This window comes from Lientehia hominis (assembly GCF_021044755.1).
Classification (GTDB): Bacteria; Bacillota; Clostridia; order Lachnospirales; family Lachnospiraceae; genus Lientehia; species Lientehia hominis.
The window spans coordinates 226324-248128 of record NZ_JAJNOR010000004.1 but is presented as its reverse complement, the minus strand read 5'-3'; the positions used below and the strand labels follow the sequence as shown (position 1 = coordinate 248128).

18 protein-coding genes, 4 tRNA genes and 2 other annotated features are annotated in these 21805 nt (G+C 46.7%); of the genes, 9 read left to right on the top strand and 13 right to left on the bottom strand.

The window, feature by feature from the left end:
• Positions 1-120: 120 nt before the first annotated feature.
• Entirely contained in the window at positions 121-2538 is a 2418-nt protein-coding gene (gene leuS, locus LQE92_RS07875; RefSeq protein ID WP_269141892.1) for a leucine--tRNA ligase, read from the bottom strand.
• 55 nt (positions 2539-2593) lie between these two features.
• Positions 2594-2829, bottom strand: a binding site (T-box leader).
• An 87-nt stretch (positions 2830-2916) separates the two neighbouring features.
• Positions 2917-4200, bottom strand: coding sequence for a galactokinase (locus tag LQE92_RS07870; RefSeq protein ID WP_231062433.1), 1284 nt, complete (start codon positions 4198-4200; stop codon positions 2917-2919).
• 267 nt (positions 4201-4467) lie between these two features.
• On the opposite strand from LQE92_RS07870, the gene LQE92_RS07865 reads away from it, so the two are divergent.
• Positions 4468-4540, top strand: a tRNA-Thr gene (locus LQE92_RS07865).
• Positions 4541-4598: 58 nt separating this feature from the next.
• On the opposite strand, the gene LQE92_RS07860 is transcribed toward LQE92_RS07865, so the two are convergent.
• From LQE92_RS07860 to ispF, 6 genes are all read right to left on the bottom strand, one after another.
• On the bottom strand, positions 4599-5924 hold the full coding sequence (locus tag LQE92_RS07860) for a hemolysin family protein (protein ID WP_231062432.1): 1326 nt from the start codon (positions 5922-5924) through the stop codon (positions 4599-4601).
• Positions 5925-6181: 257 nt separating this feature from the next.
• On the bottom strand, positions 6182-6925 hold the full coding sequence (rlmB, locus tag LQE92_RS07855; RefSeq protein WP_231062431.1) for a 23S rRNA (guanosine(2251)-2'-O)-methyltransferase RlmB: 744 nt from the start codon (positions 6923-6925) through the stop codon (positions 6182-6184).
• 40 nt (positions 6926-6965) lie between these two features.
• Positions 6966-7460, bottom strand: a complete 495-nt coding sequence (locus LQE92_RS07850; RefSeq protein ID WP_231062430.1) for a Mini-ribonuclease 3 — start codon at positions 7458-7460, stop codon at positions 6966-6968.
• A complete protein-coding gene (cysS, locus tag LQE92_RS07845) occupies positions 7445-8848 on the bottom strand; it encodes a cysteine--tRNA ligase (RefSeq protein WP_231062429.1) in 1404 nt (467 codons plus the stop codon). The genes LQE92_RS07850 and cysS overlap by 16 nt, the downstream gene beginning before the upstream one ends.
• Positions 8849-8925: 77 nt before the next feature.
• Positions 8926-9636 carry a serine O-acetyltransferase EpsC gene (epsC, locus tag LQE92_RS07840; protein ID WP_231062428.1) on the bottom strand — a complete coding sequence of 237 codons (711 nt, stop codon included), beginning with the start codon at positions 9634-9636 and terminating at the stop codon, positions 8926-8928.
• Positions 9637-9714: 78 nt separating this feature from the next.
• Positions 9715-9945: a binding site (T-box leader), on the bottom strand.
• A 74-nt stretch (positions 9946-10019) separates the two neighbouring features.
• Positions 10020-10577, bottom strand: a complete 558-nt coding sequence (gene ispF, locus LQE92_RS07835; RefSeq protein WP_231062427.1) for a 2-C-methyl-D-erythritol 2,4-cyclodiphosphate synthase — start codon at positions 10575-10577, stop codon at positions 10020-10022.
• A gap of 412 nt (positions 10578-10989) precedes the next feature.
• Here ispF and LQE92_RS07830 point away from each other — a divergent pair, with 412 nt between their 5' ends.
• The 3 genes from LQE92_RS07830 (at position 10990) to LQE92_RS07820 (ending at position 13850) form a co-directional block, all read left to right on the top strand.
• Complete coding sequence (locus tag LQE92_RS07830; protein ID WP_147596580.1) at positions 10990-12123, top strand: ABC transporter ATP-binding protein; 1134 nt, start codon at positions 10990-10992, stop codon at positions 12121-12123.
• Complete coding sequence (locus LQE92_RS07825) at positions 12120-13697, top strand: ABC transporter permease/substrate-binding protein (RefSeq protein ID WP_231062426.1); 1578 nt, start codon at positions 12120-12122, stop codon at positions 13695-13697. Before LQE92_RS07830 ends, LQE92_RS07825 begins: the two co-directional genes overlap by 4 nt.
• A gap of 82 nt (positions 13698-13779) precedes the next feature.
• Positions 13780-13850, top strand: a tRNA-Gly gene (locus tag LQE92_RS07820).
• Positions 13851-13997: 147 nt separating this feature from the next.
• Here the strand turns inward: LQE92_RS07820 and LQE92_RS07815 are convergent.
• Together LQE92_RS07815 and LQE92_RS07805 are read right to left on the bottom strand one after the other, a co-directional pair.
• A complete protein-coding gene (locus tag LQE92_RS07815; RefSeq protein ID WP_231062425.1) occupies positions 13998-14474 on the bottom strand; it encodes a hypothetical protein in 477 nt (158 codons plus the stop codon).
• Positions 14475-15809: 1335 nt separating this feature from the next.
• Complete coding sequence (locus tag LQE92_RS07805) at positions 15810-16445, bottom strand: GNAT family N-acetyltransferase (RefSeq protein WP_231062424.1); 636 nt, start codon at positions 16443-16445, stop codon at positions 15810-15812.
• 384 nt (positions 16446-16829) lie between these two features.
• Here LQE92_RS07805 and LQE92_RS07800 point away from each other — a divergent pair, with 384 nt between their 5' ends.
• From LQE92_RS07800 to LQE92_RS07790, 3 genes are all read left to right on the top strand, one after another.
• Positions 16830-17129, top strand: a complete 300-nt coding sequence (locus tag LQE92_RS07800) for a hypothetical protein (protein WP_231062423.1) — start codon at positions 16830-16832, stop codon at positions 17127-17129.
• Between the two features lie 59 nt (positions 17130-17188).
• Entirely contained in the window at positions 17189-17833 is a 645-nt protein-coding gene (locus LQE92_RS07795; RefSeq protein ID WP_231062422.1) for a DUF3298 and DUF4163 domain-containing protein, read from the top strand.
• Positions 17834-17946: 113 nt separating this feature from the next.
• Positions 17947-18537, top strand: coding sequence for a hypothetical protein (locus LQE92_RS07790; protein ID WP_231062421.1), 591 nt, complete (start codon positions 17947-17949; stop codon positions 18535-18537).
• Positions 18538-18676: 139 nt separating this feature from the next.
• Here LQE92_RS07790 and LQE92_RS07785 read toward each other — a convergent pair.
• Positions 18677-18750, bottom strand: a tRNA-Met gene (locus LQE92_RS07785).
• Between the two features lie 4 nt (positions 18751-18754).
• Positions 18755-18827 (bottom strand) — tRNA-Val (locus tag LQE92_RS07780).
• Positions 18828-19019: 192 nt separating this feature from the next.
• Here LQE92_RS07780 and LQE92_RS07775 point away from each other — a divergent pair.
• Both LQE92_RS07775 and LQE92_RS07770 read left to right on the top strand, forming a co-directional pair.
• On the top strand, positions 19020-19955 hold the full coding sequence (locus LQE92_RS07775) for a diacylglycerol/lipid kinase family protein (RefSeq protein WP_231062420.1): 936 nt from the start codon (positions 19020-19022) through the stop codon (positions 19953-19955).
• A gap of 138 nt (positions 19956-20093) precedes the next feature.
• Positions 20094-20801, top strand: coding sequence for a phosphatase PAP2 family protein (locus tag LQE92_RS07770; protein ID WP_231062419.1), 708 nt, complete (start codon positions 20094-20096; stop codon positions 20799-20801).
• An 88-nt stretch (positions 20802-20889) separates the two neighbouring features.
• Here LQE92_RS07770 and LQE92_RS07765 read toward each other — a convergent pair whose 3' ends face one another.
• Entirely contained in the window at positions 20890-21804 is a 915-nt protein-coding gene (locus LQE92_RS07765; protein WP_231062418.1) for a CPBP family intramembrane glutamic endopeptidase, read from the bottom strand.
• Position 21805 lies beyond the last annotated feature (1 nt).

Here is a 21805-nt window from a genome sequence, read left to right as displayed (position 1 = left end):
TTGATTATTTATCAATTTATTCTTTCCTGTTTATAAAGAATTTTTATAGTACCGTTTAATCGTTGTCGGTCACATCGCCGCGGCGGTTCCCCTTTACGGAACAGGTTACAGAATTTTCCATCACTTAGCCACGATATTGATGATCCTTCCGGGTACATAGATCTCTTTTACGATGCTTCCCGTCAGCTTGCTCCCCAGGGCTTTTCGTCCCGCTTCCAGAGCCGCTTCCTTTTCCATATCCACCGGCAGGGTGATGACGCATCTTGTCTTGCCGTTGAGCTGCACGGCAATTTCTTTTTCATCGTCTGCCATTTTGCTTTCATCATATTCCGGCCAGGTATTGCTGCTGTCAAAGACACTGGTCTCATGTCCCAGCTGGCTCCAAAGCTCTTCACAGATGTGGGGGGCAAAGGGGGCCAGAAGCGTGACAGCCGTTTCTAAAGTTTCTTTATCCATGCCGCCGTTCTTCCTCGCCATCTCGATCATCTTATTGTTATATTCCATGAAGCCGCTGACGACCGTATTAAGGCTGAAGCTTTCCAAACGGCTGGTGATATCATATATCATCTTGTGACGGAGCTTTTCTGTCTCCCTCGTAGACGTCATTTCTGAATCTCTGCTGTCCATCACCATGTTCCAGAAACGGTTGAGGAAACGGTTCACTCCGTCGATTCCTCTCTCATCCCATTCCGAATCCAGTTCCGGAGGTCCCACAAACAGCTCATACATTCTCAGGGAATCGCATCCATAGTCGCGCACCAGATCATCCGGCGATACCACATTGCCTTTGGACTTACTCATCTTGATGCCGTTCTTTCCGGTTATCATGCCCTGGTTGAAGAGCTTTTTGAAGGGCTCATCAAAATCCACCACGCCGATATCATGAAGAAATTTCGTATAAAATCTGGAGTACAGAAGATGGAGTACCGCGTGCTCTACGCCGCCGATATACATATCCACCGGAAGATATTTATCTGCTTTCTCTCTGGAGACAAGCTCCCCGCTGTTCTTATTGTCCACGTAACGGAGAAAATACCAGGAGGATCCCGCCCACTGAGGCATCGTGTTCGTTTCTCTCTTAGCGGGCCGTCCGCAGACAGGACAAGTGGTGTTCACCCATTCATCGATTGCCGCCAGAGGAGATTCTCCTGTACCGGTCGGCTGATAGGATTCCACTTCCGGCAAAAGCAGAGGAAGCTCCTCTTCCGGCACAGGGACACACCCGCAGTGGTCGCAGTGAATGATGGGGATCGGCTCTCCCCAGTAGCGCTGTCTGGAAAATACCCAGTCACGCAGCTTGTACTGAGTAGTTTTTTTACCCAGTCCCCTCTCCTCCATGATGTCCGGAACTTTCGCTTTGGCCTCTTCTGAGCTCATCCCGTTGAACTCCCCGGAATTGATCATGACGCCGGGATTCACATATGCCTCCTCAAGATCCGGATTTTCCTTTCCGTCCGGTGAGATCACCTGGATGATCGGTATATCAAATTTCTTCGCGAATTCAAAGTCTCTGTCGTCATGGGCGGGCACGCACATGATTGCGCCGGTACCGTAATCTGCCAGTACATAATCAGACAGCCAAATGGGAACTTTTGCTCCATTGATCGGGTTTACCGCATAGCTTCCCGTAAACACGCCGGTTTTTTCTTTATCCTGGAGACGGTCCACATTGGATTTCATGGAAGCCTGGTATATATAGTCCTCCACATCTTTTTTCTTCTCAGGAGAAGCGAGTCCGGCCGCCATGGCATGCTCCGGCGCCAGCACCATGAAGGTAGCTCCATACAGCGTATCCGGACGGGTGGTATACACCTTGATGCTCTCCGCTTTTCCATCCACTTGAAAATCAATCTCAGCGCCGTAGGATTTTCCGATCCAGTCTGTCTGCATTTTCTTGACCTTTTCCGGCCAGTCCAGCTTATCAAGATCGTCCAGCAGTCTGTCCGCATAGGCGGTGATCTTGAGCATCCACTGCTTCAGATTTTTCTTGGTGACCGGGGCGCCGCACCGTTCACAGCATCCGTTCACTACTTCTTCGTTGGCAAGACCTGTCTTACAGGACGGGCACCAATTAATCGGCATCTCTTTTTCATATGCGAGCCCCGCCTTGAACATCTTGACGAAAATCCACTGAGTCCATTTATAGAAGGAAGGATCCGTGGTATTCACTTCCATGTCCCAGTCATAAACAGCAGCGATCTGCTTGATCTGTTCTCTGATGTGATCGATATTGTCAGCCGTGGATTTCGCCGGATGCTCTCCCATCTTGATCGCATAGTTCTCAGCCGGAAGCCCAAACGCGTCCCATCCCATGGGATGGATGATATAATATCCTTTCAGCATCTTATACCGGCTCCAGACATCAGAGATTACGTAACCCCTCCAATGCCCCACATGAAGTCCGTTCCCAGAAGGATAAGGGAACATATCCAAACAGTAATATTTCGGTTTCTTCCCATCATTTACATTGACCGGGTCCTCCGTCCATTTTTTTGTCCATTTCTTTTCAATTTCCTTATGATTATAAGGGATAGCCATGATATGATTCATCCTTTCTCAGTTTTTAGTCGTAATCAAAAAGCCCCTCGTCTCTTATAGAGACGAAGGGCCTGTTCGCGGTACCACTCTACTTCACAGCCAGACTGCTGTGCACTCATCGCTTCTGTAACGGGAAGACCCGCCGCCGCTTACTTGCATCATCCCGCAATGGGATAATTGTTCTGCCGCGGAACTCCGAGACCAGTTCGGGCACATCAGGCACCGCCTCACACCATCCGGCGGCTCTCTGAAACCTTATGGAGCCTTACTCTTTCTCTTCTACGTTCTTTTCCATATCATCGGATATTATACCCGCAGGAAAGGCTTTTGTCAAGCTCCCTTTCCCCTGTCCGGACCATACATTTTACAGTTCTTTTCCTATAATACCCAAATGCTTCCATATGGCCTCACCTTCAGAACATGGCAGGAGCCTTCACCAAAAATACCGTTCATGGCCTCCTTGTACCGACTTACAAGATCATCCGGTACAAAAGCCTGGATAGTTCCGGCGAACCCGCCTCCATGCACCCTGCTTGCGCCTCGGGAGCCCAGGATGTCCTCACTGACTGCCAAGCCTATAGACAGTCCCTGTTCCCGTGGGCTTTTACACGTATAGATATTCTGCAGATATTTAAAAGAAGAATTCCCAGATTCTTTCACCAGCTTCAAAAAATCCGCAAACCTCCCTTCCGAAAGAGCCTCTGTCTCCGCCTCCGCGCGCTCGTCCTCCTCAAAGAAATGAATAGCCCGAAGGACTGCTCTGTCTCCGGCCGCTTTCCGAATCTCTGGAAGCCTTCTGAAAAATTCCCTTTTATCAACCTCCCTCAGCACCTTTTTTCCCATGTATTCGGCAACGTATTTCATTTCCGCCGGAATCATGGCATATTCCTCTGTCAGACTGGAATGAGAGCCTTTCGTATCCACGATACACATGCTATAGTGATACGCATCAAAGTTTCCATGTACTTTTCTCACTTCCGGAGTCACCGGATCCTTAAAATCAATCTGGATCAATCCGCCTTCTGAGCAAGCCATCTGATCCATCAGGCCGCAGGGTTTTCCGAAATAAATGTTCTCTGCATATTGAGCTGCTCTGGCGATTTCCAAAGGACTGATCTTTCCATCATAGAACAGACCAGAAATGATTGTACCCGCCATCACTTCAAAAGCCGCTGAAGATGACAGACCGGCTCCAATCGGAATATCACTTGTCACGTATGCGTCAAATCCCTGTTCCAGCTGGAACCCTTCTGATCTGAGCCCTGCCGCCGCTCCGCGGACCAGACTGGCCGGCGTCCCTTCCTCTTCCTGTTTTTTGGACAGGTCCGATAAATCCACCGTGATTTCATCATAACCCTCTGAAATGATTCGAATCCTTCTGTCACAGCTTCGTCCCGCCACAGCAATGATGTCCAGATTAACAGAGGCCGCCAATACCATTCCGCACTGATGGTCCGTATGATTTCCGCCTATTTCGCTTCTGCCCGGTATACTGTAGACCGCTGCCAGTTCCCCGCCAAATAATTTTTGATGATTTTTCAGTGCTTTTATATATCGTTCTCTTTGATATATAAGTACAGAGTCATCCATGTAGATTTCCTTCAGGCGCCCATCATGCAGCCCCCTCTGCAATTCTTCCATAAGTGTTACAATTTCTATCATGACCACCCTCCTGTCCATGTGCAGACAGCGGCAGAAATCCATATCCGCTGTTATTATTTTACTAAATACTTCCCTGAAGTACATCCATTATCTTCCGTTTTTTGAAAAATCAATTCAATTCTGACAGAGGTAATTGTATGGAATCAGCTCAAAATTATTTAATTGCTCAAAAAATATAAGAAATAATATTTTGGCGAAAATGATAGTTGACAAGCCGTAACTTCTATAGTATATTATTCATGTTGCCGCTTAGAAAAGCGGAAAAGTGCTGACGTGGCACAGGCGGTAGCGCACCTCATTGGTAATGAGGAGGTCGGCGGTTCGAGTCCGCTCGTCAGCTTAAAAGAACCTGATAAATATCAGGTTCTTTTCTTTTGGAGCAAAGCAGGTCCGGGCGTTTAAACGCCCGGGCCTTCTGCTTCTTCACCAGATGGAAGAAGAGTCACTGTCGTATCACAGATCCTGTGATTCACTACAGTATGTACCTCTATCTTCATCCTGTCATACTGGCACGTAAACGTTTCTCCGTCGCTCGGTACACGGCCGATCACCCCAAACAGAAATCCATTGTAGGTATCATATACATCTGTGGGCAGCAGGACGCCGAGCGTTTCTGCCACTTCATCCAGATCCGCGCATCCTTGTATCTGCCACTGCCCTTCTCCAATATTCTGAATATCCTCCGGCTGTTCCGGCTCTTCCAGCTCATAAAGATCACCGACCAATGCCTCCATCAGATCATGGAGTGTTATGATTCCCGCCATGCCTCCGTATTCATCAATAATCACGGCAAAGTAAGTCCTCGCCTTTTTCATATTCCGAAACAGGACATTCGCTTTCATCGCTTCTGGTATAAAATACGCCCCGTCGACCGCCTTCTCCATCACGGCTTCCTTCGTTCTTTCCGGAAGGCGGAAATAATCTTTTGTATCCAGAACTCCCAATATATCATCCCGGCTTTCTCCGCAGACCGGATAATGCGTATGCCGGCTCTCATGGATAACTCGTTCCCATTCTTCCATGCTGTCCGTAAACAGCAGAGAAGTCACTTCCACACGATGAGTACAGATCTGGCCTACGGTAATATCATCGAACTTAAATACGTTCTGAATGATCTCATTTTCGTCTGCATCAATTGTACCCTGTTCATTCCCGGCCATCAAAAGCATCCGAATCTCCTCTTCTGTTACCTTCTCGTCGTCTTCGTCCGGATTAATGCCCATAAGACGGAGGATTCCATTGGTGGAGGCAGTCAAAAGAAACACCAGCGGGGCAAAGACCTTGGACACGAAGCTGAGGGTCCCTGCCATACCAAGAGCAGTCTCCTCTGATTTTTTCATTGCAATCCGCTTAGGGACCAGTTCTCCGAACACCAGATTAAAATACGCCAGAACCAAAGTAATCAAAAAAACGGACACGGACTTAAGAACATTCTCCGGTACCGTGATCCCCTTATCCATTAATACCGCCACCAGTGGTCCCGCGAAATTTTCCGCCGCAAAAGCGCTGCCCAAAAGCCCCGCCAGAGTGATTGCCACCTGTATCGTGGCCAGGAAACGAGCCGGCTGCTCCGTCAGCGCCGCCAGCTTTCCTGCCCGTTTATTTCCCTCATCCGCCAGCTTTTTAAGCTTTGTCTCATTCATAGAGATAACGGCTATCTCCGCACTGGCAAAGGTCGCATTTAAAAATATCAAAACAACTTGTAAAAGAATCGGTCCTATCATAGCAATCTCCTTATCCTATAATCTCGGGCCATAGCCCCGCAGTTTTCAGAACACAAAAAGGCACAGCCCATATCCGCTTTTTCAGATACAGACCACGCCCTTATCATATCATCACACTGCATGGAACCACTATTCTCTGCTCACAGGATTCACTGTCGCTGTCATCACTGTCGTCCACGCAATTCTTCACATCCTTTCTCTGCTATATTATATTCCTATCATATTTTTCCGCAACTGTCAATCAAATGATGCCTCTTCTATTTCTTCAGGCGCTGCCGTACCACCTCATAGGCCAGTACCCCCGCCGCTACAGAAGCGTTCAGAGAATCGATATCCCCCTTCATCGGGATGGACGCGGTCAGATCGCACCGTTCCTTTAACAGGCGGCCGACTCCCTCTCCTTCATTTCCAATGATGATCCCCATAGGACCGGTCAGATCCAGATCATACATGACAGTTCCGTCCATATCAGCACAGACAAACCACATTCCTTTTGCTTTCAGCTCTTCCATCACTGCCGTCAGGTTCGTCACCTTAGCCACGGGCGTATAATTCAAAGCTCCGGCTGATGTCTTCGCCACTACGGCAGTCAGCCCTGCCGCGCGCCGTTTGGGAACGATGACTCCGTGTGCGCCGGCCAGATTCGCGGTCCGGATGATTGCCCCCAGATTATGAGGGTCCTCAATTCCATCCAGCAGGAACAAAAAAGGCGGCTCTCCCTTTTCCTCTGCCAGAGCGAGCATATCCTCTACACTTGCATATTCATAGGCCGCCGCATAAGCCAGAACTCCCTGATGCTTCCCTGTGGAGGATAACTGGTCCAGCCGCTCCTTAGGCACGTATTGTACCAGCGTATCCTGTTTTCTCGCCTCTCTTGCGATACTGAGCACCGGTCCATCCTGGCACCCTTTCAAAAGAAAGACTTTATCTATGGTCTTTCCCGAACGGAAAGCCTCCAATACCGCGTTGCGGCCCTCTATGGTAAATTCTTCGTATCTCATGTATCTCCTTTCCGGCTCCGTCAGATGATCCGCCGCCCTGTCACGGAGCAGAAGCTTTCGTATCAGACGGCACGTCGGCTTCTTTTTCCGCCTCATGATAAGCCAGGCATTTTTCCACCAGCTCTGTCATCCTCTCTCCCTGTCCAGTCAGATACAGATGGCCGAACAAGGCCTCCAGACCGGTTGCATGGCGGTATTCTGACATTGTGGCATTCTTGGCGCGGCTGCCCGCCTGGACATTCCTTCCTCTTCTATATACGCTCTTTTCTTCATCGGTCAATGCATCAAAAATACCGTGTATCATATGAGACTGAGCGCTGGCTTTCACCAGTTCACTGCAGCGTTCGTGAAGCCTGCCCGGCGCCATATTTCCCTGTCCCACCACTATGGTTCGGATATAAAGGCTGAATACTGCATCCCCGATAAAGGCCAGCGTCAGCGGTGAGTAAGTACGGATATCCGGACTGTCCTCACCGACCAGCAGCTGTTCCTGGGATATGAGCCCAGGAATACAGCCTTTTATGCTCTCGTCCATTTCACACCCTCTCTGGTGTCCTTTAAAAGGATTCCTTTGTCTGCCAAAGTGTCACGTATCTCGTCGGCGCGGGCAAAATCCTTATTTTTTCTCGCCTGCTGCCGCTCCTCGATAAGTGTCTCTATCTCTCCGTCGAGAAGCTCCTCTTTCTTTTCCGTGATGATGCCCAAGACACCGCAGAGAGTTTCAATGGTCTGCTTTGCGTATTCCACCAGAGCCCTTGTACTGGCTTCTGTCACAGCGGTATTCGCCAGCTTCACAAGCTCAAATACAGCGGAAATGGCATCCGCCGTATTGAAATCATCATCCATGGCGGCTTCATATTTAGCAGCCAATTCTTTAATCTGAGTCTCAACGGCTTTTTCTTCCTCCGTCATGGACTCACCGGATGCAGAAGCCAGAAGCTCATTCAGGCGTTCTACCGCAGTCACGATCCTCATAAGACCGTTTTTTGACGCTTCCATGAGATCGGAGCTGAAATTCAGCGGACTCCTGTAGTGGGCGCTCAGCATGAAGAAGCGGAGTACCTGCAGATCGTATTTTTCACTGATCTCCCTTACGGTAAAAAAGTTCCCTAAAGATTTGGACATTTTCCGGTTGTCAATATTAAGGAACGCATTGTGCATCCAATATTTTGCAAACTCCTTGCCGTTGGCGGCTTCGCTCTGGGCAATCTCGTTTTCATGGTGGGGGAAAATCAGGTCCTCCCCGCCGGCGTGAATATCAATCTGATCCCCTAAATAATGCTTCGACATAACAGAGCACTCAATGTGCCATCCGGGGCGGCCGTTGCACCAGGGAGCTTCCCAATAAGGCTCTCCATCCTTTTTAGGCTTCCACAGCACAAAATCCAACTCGTCTTCCTTTTCGCCCACCACTTTGATCTCTCTGTGCCCGGCCTGCAGATCCTCCAGGTTTTTATGGGACAGTTTTCCATAGTCTTTGAACTTCTTTGTCCTGTAATACACTGTGCCGTCAGCCGCCCGGTAAGCAAATCCCTTTTCTATCAAGTTCTCAATCATGGAGATCATGCCGCAGATTTCCTCTGTGGCCAGCGGATGAGTAGTGGCCGGCTTCACATTCATACCTTCCATGTCTTTTTTACATTCCGCGATATAGCGTTCGGAGATGACGGAAGCCTCTACCCCCTCCTCAATGGCCTTATTGATGATCTTATCATCCACATCCGTAAAGTTGGAAACATAATTCACATCATAGCCTGTATACTCAAAATACCGCCGGACCGTATCAAACACGATCATAGGCCTCGCATTTCCAATATGGATAAAATTATATACCGTGGGACCGCAGACATACATTTTTACCTTTCCAGGCTCCAGCGGTACAAATTCCTCTTTTTTCTTTGACAGCGTATTAAAAATCTTCATCGGTTTCTCCCTTCTGCTTTCTGCTCCGTTATTAAATCGTTTCTGTTCTGCTCTCCAGCTCCTCTGTCAGGGGGGCATCAGGCGCTGCAGGCTTTTCCTGCACTTCGGGCTTTACCGGCTCTGTCTTGACAAACCTGCACCCGGAGCAGTTCCTTTAACCTTTCCAGCTCTTTTTTGATTTCCTGATTTTCTTCCTTTAACTGCCGGATATCTGCCAGCACCGGATCCGGCAGCGTCACCTGATCCATATCCATCCTGGGCAGGCGCACGTTATTTCTCTTTACGCTTCTTCCTGGCACGCCGACTACTGTAGAATTCGGCTCCACCGGCCCCAGGACCACGCTGCCCGCGCCTATTTTAGAATTTTCTCCTATAGTAAAAGAACCTAATACTTTAGCTCCCGCACTGATCATCACATTATCTTCGATAGTCGGATGGCGCTTTCCTTTTTCCTTTCCGTTTCCGCCCAGAGTCACCCCCTGAAACAACGTCACATTGTCGCCGACTATCGCGGTTTCTCCGATGATCACCCCGTGGCCGTGATCTATGAACAGCCCTTTTCCGATGGTGGCGCCGGGATGAATCTCAATTCCTGTTTTCCTGGCTGCCCGCTGGGATACCCATCTGGCCCAAAAATAATGCTTTCGGAGAAACAGCCAATGTGATATCCGATAGCTCAGAATCGCCTTGAAGCTCGGATACAGAAAAACCTCCATCGGTGTTTTGATAGCCGGGTCTCTCTCTCGAATGATCGCAATTTCTTCTTTAATATATCGAATGAATCCCATAATATCCTCTCCTTTTCTTTCCTTACAGAATATTATCCGTTCTAAAATCATTTTAATGGAATAAAAAAACTCCGTCTCAAAAGAGACGAAGTTCACTCCGCGGTTCCACTCTTCATAAGACACGCCTCTATGGACGTCTCTCACTTGAGGTCTGTAACGTAAACTACACGTACAGGACTACTGCCGATGCCATCGCCCTGTCAGCTCCGGAATGCACTTCATACCCGCCTTCCTAAGGTCTGCTTTCAGCCGGTGACAGACCCTCTCTGCTATTTACGCCGGTACTACTCTTTCCTTCAAAGCCTTTTCCTGATTTATAAGCATGAAAAGTTCCTGCTTCTTTATCTAGTCTATGCAGTTTTGAAAGATTTGTCAACCCCTTTTCAGCCATTTTCCCGACAGCCCCTGCAGCCCGCACAGCTACCGCCCGTTCCCCTTTCCATGGGGTCGTAACCGTAACTGTAATTCCCGACTGTCTCAAGCAGGACTACTGCCTGAGAGGATATCCCCTCCCCGGTGCCGGTGAATCCAAGACCCTCTTCCGTGGTCGCTTTTACATTCACCTGGTTTACCGATATATGGAGAGCATCCGCAATATTCTGTCTCATTTCCTCCCGGTAGGGAGCCAGCTTGGGCCTTTGGGCAATCACAGAAGCATCTATATTACCAATAAAATATAGATTTTCTTCCAAAAGCTTTCCAACCTTCTCCAGAAGCTCAAGGCTTGAAATCCCTCGGTATGCTTCGTCGGTATCAGGAAAATGCTTTCCTATATCCCCAAGCGCGGCCGCTCCCAAAAGCGCATCCATAATGGCATGAAGGAGGACATCGGCATCTGAATGACCGAAAAGCCCTTTTTCGAAGGGAATTTTCACGCCTCCTATAATCAAGTCCCGTCCTTCTGTCAGACAGTGGACATCATAACCCATTCCAATTCTCATAGATCCTCCTAGTCATATTTTCAGCATATCCAGCATATACTGTAATTATACCCCTCTTCTGTCCAATAGACAAGCCGTTACTTCCCTGAGAGTTATCGGGTGCTTATGCGGATAAAATATCCAAAAACTTAACAGACTCTTAAATCTTTATGAAATTCCTTATTTTTTATTTAAACTTCATATAAAATCATGTATAATAAAATAATTAACAAACAATTATTTATCCTTATCCTTCTAAAACTTTTCTGCATCTGGAAAAGCAATCTGTCATCCTCTAAAAACACCGTCTAATAAAGCCATATGAAACATCTGTCTTTTCCGGCCCGTAAATCTATACAGAGCTGTTGTCTGTTATGACCATTTAATTCGTTTCACATGGCTTGCCATACATAACAGGAGGTATCATGCATAAATGATAGAATTTCAAAACGTTTCAAAAACCTTTCAGGGGAATACTGTAATTGACAACATCAGTTTTACGATCGACGACGGAGAATTTGTGGTCCTCCTGGGTGAAAGCGGCTGTGGCAAGACCACAACCCTTAGGATGATCAATAAATTGATCCTCCCCTCTTCCGGCACCATAAAGATCAACGGCAGTAATATCGCGCAGCTGGAAACGATCCCGCTTCGCCGGAGGATGGGTTATGTCATCCAGCAGACCGGTCTTTTTCCCCACATGACCATCCGGGAAAATATTGAGATCATTGCCCGGCTCAATTCCAAAGACACGGCAAAAATTGAAAAAGATGCAAAAGACCTGATGGATATGGTAAATCTGGATCCGGACGTTTACCTGGACGTATACCCCTCAGAGATGTCCGGCGGGCAGCAGCAAAGGGCAGGAGTCGTCCGGGCATTTATGTCCGACCCGGAGATCATACTCATGGACGAGCCGTTTTCCGCCCTGGATCCGCTCACGAGGACACAGCTCCAGAACTCTCTTATGGAAATGCAGGGAGCGTTAAAGCGTACCATTGTATTTGTAACACATGATATGGATGAAGCGGTGAGGCTGGCAGACCGGATCTGCATCATGGAAGACGGAAAGATCACTCAGTTTGACAATCCAGAAATGATCATGAAGCATCCCGCCAATGACTTTGTCCGGGAATTTGTGGGACCTAACCGGATATGGATGTCGCCGGAGCTCATAAAAACTCAGGATATCATGATCCGGGAGCCTGTCTGCTGTCTCCCCTGGATGCCAGTTTTCAAATGTATCGAACTGATGAGCCAGAAAAAAGTGGACACACTCATGGTGACGGATCCGAAAAAACACCTGCTCGGCGTGCTGTTCGCAGAGTCTTTGATCGGAACTCACGATACCAAACGTCCTGCCCAGGATCTGATGGAAAAATCCTTTACTTCCGCCAGCCCGGACAGCTCCATCGTGGATCTGCTGAATCTGTTCAACGAAAGGAAGCTCTCCACTCTGCCGGTGATCAATGAGCAGGGCATCATTGAAGGCCTGATCACCAGAAGTACACTGGTCACCACCCTCAGCCGCCAGTTCATTTCAGAGGAAGAGGAGGAAAGAGCATGACAGAATTCATACAATATATTGTTTCCGCCAGGTCTGAGATCCTGTCTTTATTCCTGGAACATATACAGCTCACCACCCTGGCCCTGGCTGCCGCCATACTCATCGGAGTTCCCCTGGGTATTCTGATCTCTTATTTAAAACCCGCGAGCAAGCCTGTTCTGGCCTTTGCCAATCTGGTGCAGGCAATCCCCAGTATGGCTCTCCTGGGCCTGACCATCCCGGTCCTGGGAATCGGCATGAAGCCGGCGATCTTCCTGGTGGTCATCTATTCTCTGCTGCCCATCATAAAAAATACCTATGCCGGCCTGATGAACATAAACGCCCAGACACTGGAAGCTGCAAGAGGCATCGGACTTACAAAATGGCAGATACTATTTAAGATCCGTTTCCCTTTAGCCATGCCTGTCATCATGACCGGCGTACGTATTTCTGCCGTATCGGCAGTAGGCCTGATGACACTAGCCGCTTTTGTCGGCGGCGGCGGACTTGGATTCCTGGTCTTTTCTGGAATCCGTACGGTCAACAATTATAAAATCCTGGCAGGCGCGATTCCTGCCTGTATCCTGGCGCTGCTGGTTGACCGGATATTCTCTGCCGTCGAAACTCTCGTCACTCCCATCAGTCTCATGGCCGGTGATAATAAGGAAAAGAAAAAGAAACACAAAAAAAAGGAACGCGTTGTCGCCATCGCTGCGGCAGTGCTGCTCGCAGCCCTGTTCATCGGAAATGTGTTCCGCCCTGTTAAGGAAACGTCCATCCATATCGGCAGCATGGATTTTTCGGAAAATGAAATCCTGGCGTACATGCTCTCGGAGGCTATAGAAACAAAGCTGGGCATATCCGTGGAGACCACTCCCGATCTGGGCGGCTCTTCCATTTGTCTCACCTCTATCCAGAGCGGCGACATTGACGGCTACGTGGAATACACCGGGACCATCTATGTGAGCATCCTTGGAAAGCAGGCTATATCCGACGTTCAGGAGGTCTATGATACCTCTAAGCAGGGGATGAAAGACAAATATGACCTGGAGCTCCTCTCCTCTTTAAATGTGAACAATACGTATACCCTTTCCACGACTAAGGAAATTGCAGAAAAATATCATCTGGAAAGCATCAGCGATCTCGCCAAGGTCAACGGTCAGCTCCGTGTGATCTCCACTCTCACCTTCTTAAACCGGGCCGACGGGCTGCAGGGCGTAAAAGAATTATATGGTTTAAAGTTTGCTTCAGAGATTGGAGTAGATGGAGCGCCCCGTTATACTGCTCTTTTAAGCGGCGAGGGAGAAATCATAGATGCATATTCCACAGATGGCCTGATAAAGAAATTTGATCTGAAAATATTGGAAGACGACAAGGGTGCATTTCCTCCCTATTATGCAGTTCCCGTATTCCGAAGTGAAACCTTGAAAAAATATCCTGAGCTGACAGAGATCACCGATATGCTGGCCGGCGCGTTATCCACGGACATCATGGCCGGTCTCAACTATCTGGTAGACGAAGAGGACCGTCCGGCAAAGGATGTGGCCCACGAATTTTTGAAAGAAAACCTCCCTGAACTCGCCAGTCAGGATTAAAACGGAAAGAATGGGACTCACAGGAAATTTTATATTTCAGCGCTTGACTATTTAAGCCATAACCGGTATAATGTTCTTGCGCGCGGATGTAGTTCATTGGTAGAACACCAGCTTCCCAAGCTGGATAGGCGGGTTCGATTCCCGTCATCCGCTCTTGAAAACCCTTGTAGATTAAGGGTTTTTTTGATGTGGTTAATCAAAAAGCAAACATGTCCATCCAATAAAATCGCCTGTAAAGCTACTATATTAAAAAAGATGAGCCTTCAATTGTCTGAAGGCCCGTCTTGATTTTGTTGCTGTTTAAGATTTTTTTCTCAAAGATATAATCAATTTATTGATTACAATAATTTCGTCATTGCCCGCATCTACCCAACACTCACTGATTTTTCCGTCACTCGTATGAAAAACCAAGCTCTTGTTATCTACATAGTCCATCAGGTCAAAATCCAAGTCATCAAAATATGATAAATCTTCATCCGGACAAATAATACTTCCAATCAATTCTTCTTGGATTTTTTCTATAAGCGGCTTGTCCAAAATATAGGTTTCATAATCTCGAGTCCCTATATACTTATGGTCCTGGTATGCCGGATCATCGTCTGAAAATGGATTAATAACAGTAAAAGTATCTCCATTCAATGAATAAGTTTTCGATTTTTCCATATTCCATCTTTCTTCCGGCATTGGAGTAGGCACATAGAATTTACAAGGACGTATCCATTTTTCAGTATAGTAGTCGCCATCCCAATCATCAAATTCTTTGTTTTCTTCTGACATAGAATTACTTTCTGTTTCCGTTATATTATTTTTTAACGTACAACCGCTGAACAATAATATCAGAAGAGCCAAACCGCTAATTACTATTCTCTTATTTATCATAATATAAAAGTGGTTCATATCCTTCCCAATAAAAATATTGATCGTATCGATGTCTTAATAAAGGGCCCATTCCCCAATACATAAAGATAAAATCAAACTAATTGTCCTTTTCATATATCGCCCTCCACAAATAAAAATTTCTCCAGTATGATCAAGATTCGTCTAAATTCCCATTGACATTTCCCTCCTCCCGCAAAAACACACTATATTATATCCAAAAGCAAATTAATCCGAATATTATATTTATAATATATTATTTTTTTGTATATTTGTAAATAATTTTTATATTTTTCCTCTATTGATATGTCGAATAGACAAATGCAGACATTGCAATTTCATGTTATAGAATTTATATTTTTTTATATTTTTAAGCTTATGAATATTAAAAAACCTGATTCCGACAGATTTGGTCGAACGTCGATTACCTTCAAATGTCTCTTGGGCTGCGAATACCAGACCTTACAGCCTCTGCTTTTGCCGCTGCCTTTGACCACTTTTAACGTTGAACAATTCGATGTTGAATGATACACTTCTCCTCCCGGCGTCCAATATACGATTGCTCCTCTAGGAATCTCGTCATCCTCTTGCGAAAAGTATTAGAACCGGAACTGCGTGCCGGAGCCTGAGACGCCTTCAAGCTGCTTATTTATCCTCTTAGCTCGTTGTTTTCTTGCTGCAGGGACTCTTCCTGAACATTTAGTTCATCAATCTCGCTTTGCTGATTCTCTAAAACGGATAACTCACCTATTCTGGCTTCCGCAGATTCCAGCTTCTTCTGTTTCTTATCTATAGTATCCCGAGCGGTGCTGAGGTTCTAAGCTATGTCGTCGTTGACAGACTCTAATTCTGCTACCCGTGATTCTAACGGTTGAACATCCGAAGCATATTTGTCCACATCCTTTTGCAATGATTCAATTATTTCTTATAAAGAACGGATCTCATCATTAAGAAAATCAGAATTGGTTTCCTGTCCTGTCTTTTCGTTCGTTATTTATCCATTGTCTATATACGGTCAGTCTTCAATACATAGACTTCTATAACAGCGTAAAATGGGAACTCTCCATCCATCGGAAAACTGTGCATCTGCTGCTGAGCGTCTGGATCTCCCGGCAAATCTCCCACTTGAGCAATTCCCCATAAAATTTTGCCAGTTCAAGCGACTCCCTGCAGTCCACCGTAAACGAATAGATTTTAATCTTTCATTCATCGTTCATAACATTATTGCCTTACATCTCACTCAAGAAATGATTGGCTCATAATATAGAATTCTTCCTGACTCGGCAAATGCTTCTTCTCCATTTTTTCCAGAGTATCATCATATTTCTGTGCTTCTTCCTCAGTGATCGCCATTACAGGACTGTCATGGTAACACCATCTTTTTCCGTCCAAAGCGCCGGGAACAAGCTCTTTCACCATCATCGCCGCCGGATATTTTCCATTTTCCATACAGACATTGTGTTTCTTACAGCTCACAAATCCACGGCTTACATAATTTGCCGGACTTCCAAGTATAACAATCACATCATAGCCAAGCGAAACCGCCTGTTTAAACGAATATTCCATGAGGATCTTTCCATAACCCTTTCTCTGATGCTCAGGTGCAATACAAACAGGCCCAAAGGTAAGGATTTCTTTTTCCATCCCGGACTCATCTGTCAGCTTGGCTTTCGTATACATGATATTTCCAATCACCTGACCATCAAGCTCAATCACAAAATCCAGCTCTGGTATGAAATCCTCATGCCGGCGCATGATATGGACCAGATAATGCTCCACGCATCCCGGAACATAAAGATTATAAAATGCTTTCCTTGTAATTTCCTCTACAATATTATAATCCGCTTCTTTTTCATTTCTTATGGTTATCATCCTATATTCTCCTATAAATTTAAAAACAGCCAAGTACCACTTACCGGCCGAACGCAAATCGGCGCCGTTAAGTTTTCTTTCATTCTAATCTCTCACTGTCCAAATGTCAAACAGCCCATTTCATATTATAGTTTACCGTTGCTATATAATTATACCCAAGGGCACCCCTAAATACATGCCCTCCGGGCAGGCCACCTCGTGCAGCAAGGTATACCTTTCAAACAAACTTATCTTTGCAAATCAGAGGGGACAGGAGGAAGTCCGTTTCCCGCACCGAAATAAGCTTTCGTTTGTTCTAAAAGCCATTGAGGCGGCCCACCGCTACCCGCTGCTGTAAGGCGCGCGGGCCGTGGGGATATCCAATCCTTTTCTGGAATCTAAAAAATGAAATTTGTCCGGTACAGCGCGGCAGGAAAGGCACCGGCAGAGAGAGTCCGGGCCGGCCTAAAGGTGAGCACCGCAGGGCAGCGGCCGGTGTTCTCCGGGAGGAGGGAGGCAGAATCGGAACATCCGATTCCGTTTCTGAGGGAACGGGAGACGGGAAATCATTTGGATTTCCTGTTGACATGTGAGCGGTACTTCCGGAGCGGGGATAAAGCGGCCCCTGCATCGCCAGCGAACCGAAATCGTAACGGTCCAGAACTTCTGCTGGTGCTGAACCGGAGCTTGATCGGAGCTTATTAAAAATGACTGCTTACACAAAGCGGGAATATAATATAATAACGTTTTATTCAGGGGCTATTATGCAGACTATAGAACAAATGACCCTAAAGGATTCCATGTATCTCGGACAGATTCCCGTATTCATTTATCAGATCCATTACCCTTCTTTTGTTACCACATGCAATGAAGCTGCTGCTCAGGCTATAAATGAATATTATGCACAAGCCGCAAAAAAAGCAGAAAAACACTGCCGGACTGTTCTTTATAAACAGGCAGCTGAAAATGCAAAGTACATTCCCTCCAACTCACCGCCTTTTAACAGCTATACCTTCGATGTCACCTATGAGATTACTTTTAATACTGGCTGTCTGACCAGCCTTTATATGGACACCTATCTTTACATGGGCGGAGCACACGGAGAGACGACCAGAACATCAGACACATGGAATTTTAATACCGGCATGCAGCTGAGGCTGAATGATTTTTATCCCTTGAGCTTTGTTTCTCTGTACAGGCTGCAGAAGAATCTGGATAATCAGGTCGAAAAACGCCTAAAAATCACCCCCGGCTCTTATTTTGACGATTACAGCTCCCTTATCCAGAATACGTTTAATCCAAACAGTTTTTATCTGCAGCCAAGCGGTCTCGTGATCTACTTTCAGCAGTATGACATAGCCCCTTATTCCACTGGTATCCCGGAGTTTTCCGTTTCCTCCGGCATCTGATGACCTGAACTGTCTTCTTATCAATCCCCTATATGTTTTGGTCTGTCCGGAGGCTTTCACTTTTTCACGCAGGCTGCATAGTATAGAACAAATCAATTTCAATGGAAAAATATATGAATGACGATCCTCGTGGAGCCTTAGTCCAACAGGGAAACATTATGCGTATAGATAACGCTTTAGTTGAAGATACTTCTTGCCTCGATAATTCCAGCGGCAGCATCGAGGTTTCCTACTCTGTACCGGAAGCAAACAATATGACTTCCATCCAAACTATCAGGCTGAACCTTACAGGCAATACCGTCATCCTGGACTCATTCGGCCAAAACATGTGCATATGCTGCATACAGCCGGGAATGTGGGTGAGCGCCATATTTTCGGCTCGCATGACCAGAAGCATACCGCCCCAGTCAAATGCCTTTTTGATCATTGTTCAGGGAATGTCTCAAGTGCCCTCGGTCACCACGACCGACCGAGTCATTTTTGTCGATGTACGAAACAATATGCTTTTAACGGGGAACCCCTGGAACATCAACAGTCAGACCAGATTCGTAGTATCGGACTCTACTCCCATAACCAACCGTGCCGGACGGCCAGTTAAGCTCAGTGCTCTTCGTCCCGGCCAGCTGGTCAGAATCACCCACGCTAATTTCCAGACTGCGAGTATCCCTCCGCAGACCACGGCATACAGCATACAGATTCTTTAGACCCCGGACGAAATAAGCTGACAGAATATTCAATATTCATACGGAAAAGCCTGCGGAAGCACCGCAGGCTTTTTTTAATATTACCTAACAAAAGAATATACATAAAATAAAAACCCTTGAACACACAAGGGTTTTAAAGTAGCGGAAGGGAGATTTGAACTCTCGACACCACGGGTATGAACCGTGTGCTCTAGCCAACTGAGCTATTCCGCCATAATGGGACCTATAGGGCTCGAACCTATGACCCTCTGCTTGTAAGGCAGATGCTCTCCCAGCTGAGCTAAGATCCCCGACCGCAGTAAAAAACCACATTCTTCATTTTTGACTGCCTAGGTAGTATACCTTTTATTGTCCAAATTGTCAAGACTTTTTCCACACTTTTTATTTATAAAATTTTTCTTTGTATCCTCTCTGTTCCTTATGTTATAATAAAAGTAATTTCGGAAGGCAGCCCGGAACAGCCGGACTCCAGGAGGATCGTTATGTATTATTTTATCGTAAATCCCAACGCCCGCTCCGGCAGGGGGCTGAGTATTTGGAATAAGCTGAAGGAACGGCTGGAAAAAGAAAAAATTCCCTACGAAGCTTATCTAACTGAGCATACGGGACACGCGACTGAATTGGCGGCGGAGCTCACTTCGCCAAGGCATCAGGATCCCTCATCTAAAACCATTGTCGCCCTGGGAGGTGACGGTACCTTGAACGAAGTACTGAACGGCATTTCCCTTTCCTCTCCGGTGACACTGGGATATATCCCCTCCGGATCGGGAAACGATTTTTCCAGAGGCATGCGGCTCTCGAGGAACCCGGAAAAAGCCATGAATCAGCTCTTAAAATCCGAAAACTGCCGTTATCTCGACTATGGTATCTTATCCTATATGTCGGATCATCCCGCTCACAGGCGTTTCATCGTGAGCAGCGGCATTGGCTACGACGCAGATGTCTGCCAGAATTTATTTACCACTAAACTAAAGAAAGCATTCAACCAGCTTCATATGGGAAAGCTTATCTATTTATTCATCGGAATCAAGCGAATAGTCCTCTGTAAAAGCACCAATGGTTATCTGCTTCTGGACGGAGTGAAAAAAATAAATCTGAAGAAAATCCGGTTTATCTCTTCCCACATTCAGAAGTTTGAAGGCGGCGGTTTCCGTTTCGCCCCCAAAGCCGATCCCTGTGACGGTTATCTGGAACTCTGTGTCGTATCCGGCGTTTCTCGTCTGCGGCTGACGCTCCTGCTGCTTGCTTCTCTGGCCGGCCGACATGTCTGCTGCAACGGTGTACGGACCTACGCCTGCCGGGAAGCAGCCATCCATACGGAAGAGCCTCTGTTAGTTCATGCCGACGGAGAGTCCTGTCATGGTCAGACGGATATATCTGTCCGTTGTGTTGAAAAGAAAATACGTTTTTTGTGTTAATTTGCGGTAATTATTCAGAATTGTTCTTAAAGATTTTATGAATTCACTTGCCATCCCCGGCAAACCGTGTTATAATCACATGAAAATTATTAAAGGCTAGCAGTATGCCCTGCAAGGGGGGGAAGGAAGGCGATTCGTGTGAAAGCAATCAAGAATTTCTTCAGCAATTATCGTCAGTCCTGGGTTCTCCTTTACGTTTTTATCTATTTCCCATGGTTTTTCTGGCTTGAAAAGCACGTGACCGTAGGAACCCAGTTCACCAATATTCATATAGCATTTGACGACCTTATTCCGTTTAATGAGTATTTCATCATACCCTATTTATTCTGGTTCATTTTCGTGGCAGGTTCTGTGACCTATTTCCTGCTGAAACGGCCGAAAAAAGAATTTTACCGTATGACCGCGTTTCTCTTCATTGGAATGACTGTCTGTCTCGCCATCTGTACTCTGTTTCCCAACGGCCAGACCATGCGTCCTCCTGTAAATCCGGAGAAAAATCTGTTTTCGAAGCTAATCGTCATGTTGTACAAAACTGATACATCAACTAACGTATTTCCAAGCATTCATGTATTTGCCTCACTCGGCATCAATCTGGCATGGTGGAACAGCCCTGTTTCTCAGAAGCATAAATGGATTCGCCCTGTAACCACCCTGATCACTATTTCCATTTGTCTGTCCACAGTTTTCCTGAAACAGCACTCGGTGCTGGACGGACTTGGAGCGATCGTGCTTGCCATCGTCCTTTATTTTTTCGTATATCAGCCAGAGATGACGAGAGCTTCCGCGAGGGCGGCGAAGGAGAAAACCAAATCAAAGAAGCTGTACAGCTATAAGAATAAGCTTTGATCACGGCTGAAGCAATGTTCTCTATAAGTAAAATCAGAAATTAAAAGGCGTCTGCAAAATGCAGGCGCCTTTTTTCAGATCTGATATTCTATTCCTGTCCTGTTTCTCCGCTGTCTCCCGCTGCCGCATTTTCTGAGTCCTTTACCGCAATTTCCTCAGAATGGACATGGCGCTCTATCAAGTATACCATCAGGATCAGCACAAGGCAGGATATAACGGTTCCTCCCCAAAACTTCCCTGCCGACCGGTACATATTGTCGAGAAATCCCAACTCCGACACGGCCACTGAAAAAAGGTTGGCCGCCATATGGAAAAGGATTGGAGCAAGCATGTTATGAAAACGCTCATACGTGTAAATGAACAAAAGTCCCAGGCAGAACGCATATACGCCCTGTACCAAATTGCCGTGGTAAAACGCAAATATCAGAGAACAGAGGACTGCCGCTGGTCCGATATTCAGATATTCTCTCAAACGTCTGTATATGAGTCCACGGAAGATCAGTTCTTCCACAATGGGAATGATGACTCCCAGCCCGATGAATTCCAGGGCCAGCTTCCCCCCATACATGATCTCGGATATCGCGTCATACGTATCCGAAACGTTATAAAGGCCGCTGGCGGTTATCAGATTATTTCCCGCCAGGCAGGTGGCCACCCCTAAAACGACGATCAGAAGATACTGCCAGGACGGCACTGACGCAAAGCGGCGGACGCTTCCCTTCTTCAAGTCGGCTTTTCTGTCCATCCGGTAATAAAGCATGAGAACCGGAAGTGATATGGCCGCGGCCAGTACCTGCAGCTCCAACGCGACGGACAGCGTCCTGTTCATCATCTCGTTGATGATCTCCATCTGGTTGTTCAAATTATTGGGACTATACCCCGGCAGCGTCGACATGGCGATGAACACCGCCGCAATTGCCTCTACGATGAAGCAGACGCCAAAATACGTCAGTCCCGGATAAATAAGCCTCCAGACTCTTCTCCCCCAGCTCTCTTGTCCCATT

Coding starts and splice junctions, on each gene's coding strand:
- LQE92_RS07825 (WP_231062426.1), top strand. CDS start 12,120: ATGACAGAATTCATACAATATATTGTTTCCGCCAGGTCTGAGATCCTG.
- rlmB (WP_231062431.1), bottom strand. CDS start 6,925: ATGAGATACGAAGAATTTACCATAGAGGGCCGCAACGCGGTATTGGAG.
- LQE92_RS07765 (WP_231062418.1), bottom strand. CDS start 21,804: ATGGGACAAGAGAGCTGGGGGAGAAGAGTCTGGAGGCTTATTTATCCG.
- epsC (WP_231062428.1), bottom strand. CDS start 9,636: ATGGGATTCATTCGATATATTAAAGAAGAAATTGCGATCATTCGAGAG.
- LQE92_RS07800 (WP_231062423.1), top strand. CDS start 16,830: ATGAAATTTGTCCGGTACAGCGCGGCAGGAAAGGCACCGGCAGAGAGA.
- LQE92_RS07795 (WP_231062422.1), top strand. CDS start 17,189: ATGCAGACTATAGAACAAATGACCCTAAAGGATTCCATGTATCTCGGA.
- LQE92_RS07850 (WP_231062430.1), bottom strand. CDS start 7,460: ATGGACGAGAGCATAAAAGGCTGTATTCCTGGGCTCATATCCCAGGAA.
- LQE92_RS07775 (WP_231062420.1), top strand. CDS start 19,020: ATGTATTATTTTATCGTAAATCCCAACGCCCGCTCCGGCAGGGGGCTG.
- LQE92_RS07815 (WP_231062425.1), bottom strand. CDS start 14,474: ATGTCAGAAGAAAACAAAGAATTTGATGATTGGGATGGCGACTACTAT.
- ispF (WP_231062427.1), bottom strand. CDS start 10,577: ATGAGAATTGGAATGGGTTATGATGTCCACTGTCTGACAGAAGGACGG.
- cysS (WP_231062429.1), bottom strand. CDS start 8,848: ATGAAGATTTTTAATACGCTGTCAAAGAAAAAAGAGGAATTTGTACCG.
- LQE92_RS07790 (WP_231062421.1), top strand. CDS start 17,947: ATGAATGACGATCCTCGTGGAGCCTTAGTCCAACAGGGAAACATTATG.
- LQE92_RS07860 (WP_231062432.1), bottom strand. CDS start 5,924: ATGATAGGACCGATTCTTTTACAAGTTGTTTTGATATTTTTAAATGCG.
- LQE92_RS07870 (WP_231062433.1), bottom strand. CDS start 4,200: ATGATAGAAATTGTAACACTTATGGAAGAATTGCAGAGGGGGCTGCAT.
- LQE92_RS07830 (WP_147596580.1), top strand. CDS start 10,990: ATGATAGAATTTCAAAACGTTTCAAAAACCTTTCAGGGGAATACTGTA.
- leuS (WP_269141892.1), bottom strand. CDS start 2,538: ATGGCTATCCCTTATAATCATAAGGAAATTGAAAAGAAATGGACAAAA.
- LQE92_RS07805 (WP_231062424.1), bottom strand. CDS start 16,445: ATGATAACCATAAGAAATGAAAAAGAAGCGGATTATAATATTGTAGAG.